Here is a 7963-nt window from a genome sequence, read left to right as displayed (position 1 = left end):
GCGAGTTTCCATGTTTTATCTCCTTGAATATGCTGGAGATACAATGCCTTTTTGCTAATTATGTTCCAAAAGGGATAGATATGCGCCAAAAGAAATAGGAAAGATCTAAAGTTAAGATCGAGATCATCATGATGGGGCATTTTCTTTTGAAACTTTTGTTTAAAGCGCGTTCATAGAGAGTTTTTGTTGATCATAAAAAAGGGGGGTGAAAACGACAAGGCATGTCTATAGGGCTTTATGAGGTCATTATAATATAGATGCTGTTTTGTTTATATTCTTTCATAAATTTGAATTTTTATCTCATGACAATGTTTTTGTTGATAAACATATGATAAGCGTTACAAATGGGAATATATTTATGTTTCATAAATAAAAGCACATTTTGTATAGAGAGATCTTTCTTTGTGTTTTCGCTATTGTATTCTTTTGACAAATGCTTTTCTTTTTGATTGTATCAAAAAGTTTAAAGAGAGATCTTGTTAGGATATAAAATGTTTCGTTCAACTTTTTTTAAAAATCGTGAAATCTATGGACCTCTTTGTATTGGCTTTGATCCGAGCCATAAAGTTTTGCAATCGTGGAAACTAAGCTTTGATTATAAAGGTCTAAAAGATTTTTGTGATATTCTCTTAACAGCAGTTGTTGGTAAAGTGGGTATTATAAAGCCGCAAGTCGCATTTTTTGAATTATATGGTGTGGAAGGTCTTCAAGCTCTCAAAGAACTGATTGAAAATGCACACGAACAAGGCATATTGGTTCTGGCTGATGCAAAAAGGGGGGATATTGGCTCTACTGCTGAAGCCTATGGTAAGGCTTGGCTTGGTCCAAGTAGTGCGTTCAAGGTGGATGCCATGACAGTTAATCCTTTTTTGGGTTTTGATGCTCTTATTCCTCTGATAAAGGTTGCAGAAGAAACAGGAGCAGGGGTTTTTGTGGTTGTTCAGTCTTCTAATCCAGAGGGGAAACAAATACGAAATGCGCTTATTGGTGATCAGACACTCTCTCTTCATCTTGCACAGTGTATTTGTGATTATAATAGTCAGTCTTCGGTTATTTATCATAATATTGGCCCCATAGGTGCGGTTATAGGAGCGACATTAGGATCTGAATCAAAAGACACAATCGAGCAGTTAAAAAATAGTCTGTTTCTCGTTCCGGGTATTGGCGCTCAAGGTGGAACAATGACACAACTAGCAAATCAATTTCCACAAAGACTTTGGCAGAATGTTATTCCCTCTGTATCACGCTCTATTACAGATGCTGGACGAAATATTGTTGATTTAAAAAATGTTATCAATCATTTTGCAGAACAAGCGCAAAGCACACTGATGTCTTGAGGATTTTTGCATCTGTAATAAATCTGAAGAATTCTGAAAGGGAGGGCTTTTGAGGGGGATGCTTCCGATTTATCCAGAATCAACAGTCGCTTTGAGGTTTCTTTCAACAAGCACAGATGTCTTTTCATTGAATGTTAAGCGGGCATTTCATGTTGAGCGGGGGGCTATGTTCCTATTGAAAATGCAAATATTTTCAGTAGATTGCCTTAAGGGTAAAGGTTTGCATCTTTTAAAAGAAAAAGCTTATGTATATTGTTACCAGTTTCCAGTTGATAAAGTTATTGCAGCGTTTGTTTCTATAAGATAGACACACGTTATCGGTGAATATATATTGTTGTTAGAGAAAAATATGTTATCAAAACAAGAAAAAACCAAAGCCCGTTTACCCCGGGGTTTTGTTGATCGTACAAGTGCACAGTTGTATGCAACTGAAACAATGATTGCGCAAATTCGTGAAGTTTATGAACTTTATGGTTTTGAAGCACTGGAAACACCAATTTTTGAATATACAGATGTGCTGGGTAAGTTTTTACCGGATTCAGATCGTCCAAATGCGGGCGTTTTTTCGCTACAAGATGATGATGAGCAATGGATGTCTTTGCGCTATGATCTTACCGCGCCTCTTGCTCGTTATTTTGCCGAGAATTTTGAAGTTTTGCCAAAGCCTTATCGCAGTTATCGTCTTGGCTTTGTTTTTCGCAATGAAAAACCAGGTCCAGGGCGGTTTCGGCAATTTATGCAGTTTGATGCGGATATTGTTGGAACACCAACGGTAGCAGCTGATGCCGAAATTTGTATGATGGCAGCCGATAGTTTGGAAAAACTAGGGTTTCAGCATCATGAATATGCCATTCGTCTGAACAACCGAAAAATTCTCGATTGTGTTTTAGAGAAAATTGGTTTGGGGGGAAATGAGCAGGCTGAAAAGCGCTTAACTGTCTTAAGAGCAATTGATAAGCTGGATAAATTTGGTTCTGAAGGGGTGCGTTTGCTTTTGGGAAAAGGGCGTTTGGATGAAAGTGGTGACTTTACAAAAGGGGCGGAGCTTAAGGATAAAGAGATTGAGTGTATTCTTACCTTAACTGCTGCTGGAGCTGAAACAGCAGAAGAAACGCTTGAGGCTCTTAAAGAAGTGGTTGGTGATCATGTTCAAGGGCGTGAGGGAATTTGTGAGCTTGAGGAAATGCAAGCAATTTTTGCCGCAAATGGCTTTCAGAATCGTATCAAGATTGATCCATCGGTGGTGCGTGGACTGGATTATTATACAGGTCCTGTCTTTGAGGCTACGTTGCTGTTTGATGTTTTCAATGATGATGGGCTGAAAGTTGTTTTTGGCTCCGTTGGTGGTGGTGGGCGCTATGATGGATTGGTGGCACGCTTTCGTGGTGAAAACATTCCAGCAACAGGTTTTTCAATCGGGGTCTCACGCTTGATCGCTGCTTTGCAAAATCTTGGAAAGTTGCCTATGAAGGAGACAACAGGGCCGGTTGTGGTGCTGATGATGGATAAAGAGCCAGAGGCGGTTGCTGGTTATCAAAAAATGGTGATGCAGTTGCGTGGTGCGGGAATTCGTGCTGAGCTCTATTTGGGGGCATCGGGGATAAAAGCGCAGATGAAATATGCAGATCGACGCCAAGCGCCTTGTGTGGTTATCCAAGGCTCACAAGAACGTGAGAGCGGAAAAATACAGATTAAAGATTTGATTGAAGGGGCGCGTTTGTCTCATGAAATTAAGGATAATCAAACATGGCGTGAAAGTCGACCAGCACAAGTGACGGTTGATGAAGAACAATTGGTCAAAACAGTACAGGATATTTTAGCCGCCCAAAAATGATAATGGTAAAGGTCTTTATCGAGGTGATTGTTTGAAATATTTTGGAAATTTGAAATTCAATTTTTAAAATTTGTGCTTTGCTCGTTTATACGTGTTGGTGCACGCGTTCAAAAGCGGGGTTTTGAAGTGCGTGCGGCATAAAAGAGAGATTTTTTAAGAGATAAATAAGCGCTATTTGCTATAAAACGTGCCCTTCTGAGGATGCGATGATAATGCGTTAAAATGAGCAAAAAAAATTGTAACGAACAAAAACTCTGAGAAAATTAAAGGGTTTCACGTAAAGCTTCTGCAAAAGTTTATAAAAATATTGACAAGTTCATATTGGCTTCATCTTTGAATTCTCATCTATGAGTATCAAATCCTTTGATGTTCTCTTCTTGGACATTACAAAATCTAGCCTTATTGCAAAAGGAGGGAGAACTAGAGCGTTTTATCCTAAAAGACTTTTTAAGCTTCAAAAAACAATGGAATGACTTAAATCGAACAATTTTTTACAGGAGCATGTTTGGATGAATTGTAAGCTGCCATAATGGTAACTTACTAATAATATGCATTTTTCATAAAGTCAATTCTTTAACGGAGAAATGAAAATGGTCCAATATGATTTTACTCTGCTCTATGAACGAAATCCCTTTATTCTTGAAAGACCTGAGAATATTGGAAAATCATTTAAACTTCCTCCTTCAAATTTCGGATTTGAAGATCTTCCGCAAATTACCTTTTCAGGCGCCTCGTCGTGTCGGCGTATGATTTTTGGGCTATCATTTAGTGGTATGAAAGCATTTTTTGTGATGTTGTGGCAGGTAGGGAAAATGTTAGATGAGGGGGATGATGTGGATTTATGGTTTGATCAGATAACATTGGATCATGATATTCTTGAAGAATTTTTGACTTGCGATCTTTCAATTCAAGAACCAGAATATCTTAATTTTGAAAGTTTTAAAGAAGGTATCAAAGAATTAGAAACAAATAAAATTGTAGCGAAGGGGACAAAAAAAGATTGTTATTTCATCAATCCAGATATTTTTGGTCTTCCTGAATGTGATGAAGATTTTGAGTTTGATGAAGAGGAAGAGATAGAAGCACACTTTACGGTAGAATACCCGAATAAACAACTTCTTTAACCGTTTTTCTCTTAGAGAAAAATAAAAGCTTAGAATAAATGGCTATGAGAACAGTAATGAGTCTGTTTATGGTATGTGAATTGGAATGTTTGCGGGATTTTTTTGATTGAATCTTCTTTATAAACGGTTCTTTATGCAGAGCAGTTTTTATACCATATTTGCTTCTTTTTATGAGACATAAGTTAATTTGAACTGTGCGCCTCTTCAAACAAATGTTTGATCTGTATTTTCCCTCTTGATGCTTTTGTGAACCTTGCAGTCTTGATGTTCACAGCTTTCGCCTTTGAAAGCATTTACGAGAAGCATTTCCACTCTTTTTAATCGTTTATTCATATGCCAATCCCACATGTCGTGGGCAAGAAAATGGTTTTGATGGTTGCAATATAAGAAGGGATAAAATGAGACACTCTTATGATATTCAGCTTTCACATTCAATATGCAAAATTATAAATTATCTCTATAAATCAAACCATTTTCAACATAAAGGTTTTCTCAATATGAGGAGCTGAGCGTTGATTTTGCATAGTTTATCTATATGTTAATCCTTGATGTTTCCGAGAGAGTTTTGCATGAATTTGCGCATTTGGCAATTGCATCCTCATTTTTTGATAGCGTGCAACAGCTGTTAACTCTTTGATTTTTTAGTCCCACAACGGGATTTTTCATCGGCAATTTTCCAAGCTTTTGCAAAGCCGTTAAAACATGAAAGATTTATTGAAAAATTATTGTTGGAATATTTTCTCACTGAAGGCGCACAATCAACTTATCGTGTCTGCTTTCACGAATAGAGGTTGCAAAAAGTAAACGACACAAATTTCCTGAGGAGGGAGATTTGTGTCGTAAAATTTTGTTTAAATAGACGATTGGGGGAATTAGCTTTTCAAGGCTTTTAAAACATTTTGTGGTGAAGAAACTTCGTAAGGATCTGTTGCACAATTATCTGAAAAACCTGTTTCTTCGAACCATTGTTCAACCACACCATCATTAATAACAGCTGCATAGCGCCATGATCGCATGCCGAAACCAACATTGTCTTTTGCAACCAGCATACCCATTTTGCGCGTGAATTCACCAGAGCCATCGGGAATTAATTTCACGTTTTTGATATTTTGTGCTTTTCCCCAAGCATTCATGACAAAAGCATCATTGACGGAAAGACAATAAATTTCATCAATACCCGCTTGTTTAAATTCATCATAGAGTTTTTCAAAATCAGGCAGCTGAAAGGTTGAGCAAGTAGGGGTAAAAGCTCCAGGAAGAGAAAAAAGAATAACACGCTTTCCTTTAAAGTAAGCATCGCTGTTAACTTCTTGCCACCGATAAGGATTGTCTCCATCCACTGATTCATCGCGTACGCGTGTGTGGAATGTTACATTGGGAACTGTTTTTTTCATCATCATGATGCTCCTGTATTCTTTTACGAAAATTTTGTTTTAAAACAGCCTTCGTATTTAAAAACATATGGCAAAAAGCGTTTTAAATAAAAGGGCTTCTTTAAAAATTCTTACTTCTGGTGAGTGTGCAAATATTTCACACTTCCGTCAAGTAGAATTAATGGTCGACTTTGGATACTCTTCACCTTAAAGTTAAAGGAAAGAATATGAAGGATTGATATGACCGTAAAGACAGTTTTAACCACGGCTTTTGAGGGGCAAAAACCGGGAACGTCTGGTTTGCGCAAAAAAGTGTCTGTTTTTCAACAACCCCATTATGTAGAAAACTTTATACAGTCTCTTTTTAATAACATTGGGCCTCTTGAAGGAAAAATGTTGATTCTTGGGGGGGATGGGCGCACTTTTAATCGTACTCTCCTTCAGATTGTGTTGAAGATGGCGGCGGCGCATGGTGTCTCTCTTATTAAAATGGGAAGGGGCGGTATTCTTTCTACACCTGCCGTTTCGCATCTTATTCGTAAAACTCATGCCCATGGTGGACTTATTCTTTCTGCAAGCCATAATCCTGGTGGTCCAGAAGGAGATTGTGGTATTAAATACAATGTTTCCAATGGTGGGCCCGCTCCTAATTCTTTATGTGATGCTATTTTTGCAACATCGCAACGTCTTTCTTTTTATAAAATTCTTGAAGCACCAGATATTGATTTAGATAGGCAAGGTACGATCTTTATGGGAGCCATGCGGATTGATATTATTGATCCTGTCGCTGATTATGTTTCTTTGATGCAGGAGCTTTTTGATTTCGACTGTATTGCCAAGGCCGTTGATCGAGGTCTTACTTTACGGTTTGATGCCATGCATGCGGTAACAGGGCCTTATGCTCATGAAATTTTTGAAAAATGTTTAGGATTTTCTGAAGGGACGGTGGTTAATGGTATTCCTTTGCCAGATTTTGGAGGCGGTCATCCAGATCCCAATTTGGTTTATGCCAAGGCTCTTTATGATTTATTGATGTCAGAGAAAGGACCAGATCTTGGCGCAGCCTCTGATGGTGATGGAGATCGTAACCTCATTATTGGTCGTCAACAATTTGTTTCGCCTTCGGATTCTTTGGCTATTATGGCTGAACATGCACACCTCATTAAAGGATATCGGAAAGGCGTGGTGGGGATAGCACGTTCTATGCCGACGGGGCGTGCTGCTGATCTGGTTGCGGAAAAAAAAGGACTAAACTTTTTTGAAACGCCAACGGGATGGAAGTTTTTTGGAACCCTTTTGGATGCGGGAAAAGTAACCTTTTGTGGTGAAGAAAGCTTTGGAACGGGCTCTCATCACATCCGCGAAAAAGATGGTTTATGGGCTGTATTATTTTGGTTAAATCTTTTAGCGGTAACAGAAAAAACTGTCGCACAAATTGTTCAACAGCATTGGCACACCTATGGGCGTTTTTACACGTTACGGCATGATTATGAAGAAGTCGAAGCAGACAAAGCTTTGGAAATTATAGAGCATTTGCGTGCGCACTTACCACATGCAGGAACTGAAATTGCTGGATTTTTCGTCAAAAAAGCAGATGATTTTACATATCATGATCCCGTTGATCAGAGCGTTAGTACGCAGCAAGGTATCCGTATTTTTTTCGAGAATGGCGCACGGTTGGTGGTTCGTTTGTCGGGAACAGGGACGCTAGGTGCTACTTTACGGCTTTATTTTGAACAATATGAAAGTGATCCGCGCAAACACAATTTTAATCCGCAAGACGTTCTTAAACCTTTGCAACAGGTGGCATTAAAACTGTTAAATATACAACAAGCATTGGGGAGAGATCACCCTGATATTATCACCTAAGATCATTGGAATGTTTTTTTGTAAAGGTATGATGATTGATCACATGGGTGTGATTTTAGGGGCGTGATTTTATGTGCATAAGGGAGATCTTCCATTTTCAAGCTCTCTTTGTTTTTTCCTCTCTTACATATCAATCGGATTCCTAAAACTGCCGGATTCTTAAAACTAAATGCTGTAGGAAATTATAATCGAGCATAATCGGAGCATTTATGTCCAATGGGTTTGCTCAATGGCTTGATAGAAATTTTTGTTTAATAGGAGAATGTTTCTCATACAAAACAAAATACGATCATTGTTGCACATTTCATATGTTTGTTTTAAAGAATCTTCTCTCTCAAGACACTAAAAACGCATCTTATGCGTGTTGCTTTGAAAGGGATAACCGTCCCTTCATTGAGCAGCACCATTTTTACGCTTATGAGAGAG

At 38.3% G+C, this 7963-nt stretch carries 5 protein-coding genes; 4 read left to right on the top strand and 1 reads right to left on the bottom strand.

Annotated elements, in window-relative coordinates; all coding sequences use genetic code 11:
• Positions 1-491 precede the first annotated feature (491 nt).
• From pyrF to ACFIO5_RS05650, 3 genes are all read left to right on the top strand, one after another.
• Complete coding sequence (pyrF, locus tag ACFIO5_RS05660; protein WP_375634394.1) at positions 492-1337, top strand: orotidine-5'-phosphate decarboxylase; 846 nt, start codon at positions 492-494, stop codon at positions 1335-1337.
• Between the two features lie 349 nt (positions 1338-1686).
• A complete protein-coding gene (gene hisS, locus ACFIO5_RS05655) occupies positions 1687-3171 on the top strand; it encodes a histidine--tRNA ligase (protein WP_375634746.1) in 1485 nt (494 codons plus the stop codon).
• Positions 3172-3761: 590 nt separating this feature from the next.
• On the top strand, positions 3762-4295 hold the full coding sequence (locus ACFIO5_RS05650) for a replication protein (protein ID WP_375618298.1): 534 nt from the start codon (positions 3762-3764) through the stop codon (positions 4293-4295).
• Between the two features lie 872 nt (positions 4296-5167).
• Here ACFIO5_RS05650 and ACFIO5_RS05645 read toward each other — a convergent pair.
• On the bottom strand, positions 5168-5692 hold the full coding sequence (locus tag ACFIO5_RS05645) for a peroxiredoxin (protein WP_375634401.1): 525 nt from the start codon (positions 5690-5692) through the stop codon (positions 5168-5170).
• A gap of 216 nt (positions 5693-5908) precedes the next feature.
• On the opposite strand from ACFIO5_RS05645, the gene ACFIO5_RS05640 reads away from it, so the two are divergent.
• Positions 5909-7537, top strand: coding sequence for an alpha-D-glucose phosphate-specific phosphoglucomutase (locus ACFIO5_RS05640; protein WP_375634747.1), 1629 nt, complete (start codon positions 5909-5911; stop codon positions 7535-7537).
• Positions 7538-7963: the final 426 nt, after the last annotated feature.

This window comes from Bartonella sp. AA86SXKL, assembly GCF_042196885.1.
Note: the sequence above shows the minus strand (reverse complement) of the source record. Positions and strands in the feature narration are given on the sequence as shown.

What these genes read in the sequence shown, in the direction of transcription:
- pyrF (WP_375634394.1), top strand. Translation starts at nt 492, where the DNA reads ATGTTTCGTTCAACTTTTTTTAAAAATCGTGAAATCTATGGACCTCTT.
- hisS (WP_375634746.1), top strand. Translation starts at nt 1,687, where the DNA reads ATGTTATCAAAACAAGAAAAAACCAAAGCCCGTTTACCCCGGGGTTTT.
- ACFIO5_RS05650 (WP_375618298.1), top strand. Translation starts at nt 3,762, where the DNA reads ATGGTCCAATATGATTTTACTCTGCTCTATGAACGAAATCCCTTTATT.
- ACFIO5_RS05645 (WP_375634401.1), bottom strand. Translation starts at nt 5,692, where the DNA reads ATGATGAAAAAAACAGTTCCCAATGTAACATTCCACACACGCGTACGC.
- ACFIO5_RS05640 (WP_375634747.1), top strand. Translation starts at nt 5,909, where the DNA reads ATGACCGTAAAGACAGTTTTAACCACGGCTTTTGAGGGGCAAAAACCG.